Source organism: Halomonas sp. BM-2019, assembly GCF_017584085.1.
The window spans coordinates 2,623,566-2,624,348 of sequence record NZ_CP071922.1 but is presented as its reverse complement, the minus strand read 5'-3'; the positions used below and the strand labels follow the sequence as shown (position 1 = coordinate 2,624,348).

1 protein-coding gene is annotated in these 783 nt (G+C 72.8%); it reads right to left on the bottom strand.

The window, feature by feature from the left end; all coding sequences use genetic code 11:
- A partial coding sequence (locus J5F18_RS13130; protein WP_346299059.1) for a ribonuclease J occupies positions 1-721 on the bottom strand: 721 nt, incomplete at its 3' end.
- Positions 722-783 lie beyond the last annotated feature (62 nt).

The following is a 783-nucleotide window of genomic DNA, read 5'->3' as shown; positions in this document are numbered from 1 at the left end:
CGGCGGTGGGTACCAGGGGCGGGAAGTCGTCCAGGTAGCCCAGGCCGCGGGCCACCGCCACCATGCGCTCCATGGAGCGGCCCATCAGGCTGACCCGGCGGCCCGCGGCCTGGGCGGCGCGTCCGATGGCCAGTACCCGGGCCAGGTTGCTGGCGAAGCAGGAGACCACCACGCGCCCCTCGCAGGCCGCGATGGTGTGCGCCAGCGCCCGCGCCACCTCGCCCTCGCTGCGCGAGTGACCCGGGATGGGGGCGTTGGTGGAGTCGCCGACGACGAGATCCACCGGGGCAATGGCGCGGAAGGTCGACGCCGACATGGGACGGCCGATCAGCGGCTCGGGGTCCAGCTTCCAGTCGCCGGTGTGCAGCACCCGGTGGTCGCCCGCGGCCAGCAGCAGGGCGCAGCTCTCGGGAATGGAGTGGGTAAGGGGCAGGAAGCGCAGCGTGAAGGGCCCGCACTCCAGTGCCTCACCGGGCTCGATGACCCGGATGGCGTCGGTGGTCAGGCCGCGTTCGCTGAACTTGGCCCGCAGCAGGCCCGCGGCCAGCGGCGTGGCGTGGATCGGACAGCCCCATTTCGGCCACAGCCAGACCGCGGCGCCGATATGGTCCTCGTGGCCGTGGGTAATGATCAGCGCCCGCGGCCGGATGCCCAGGGCGGTCAGGGTGTCCAGGTTGGGCACCTGCAGGGGGCTGTCGGGCAGGTCCTGGCGGATCATCATCCCGCAGTCCACCGCGATCCACGCCTCCTCGGGGTCGCGTGCCTGCGCCGCTCTTTCGCCCA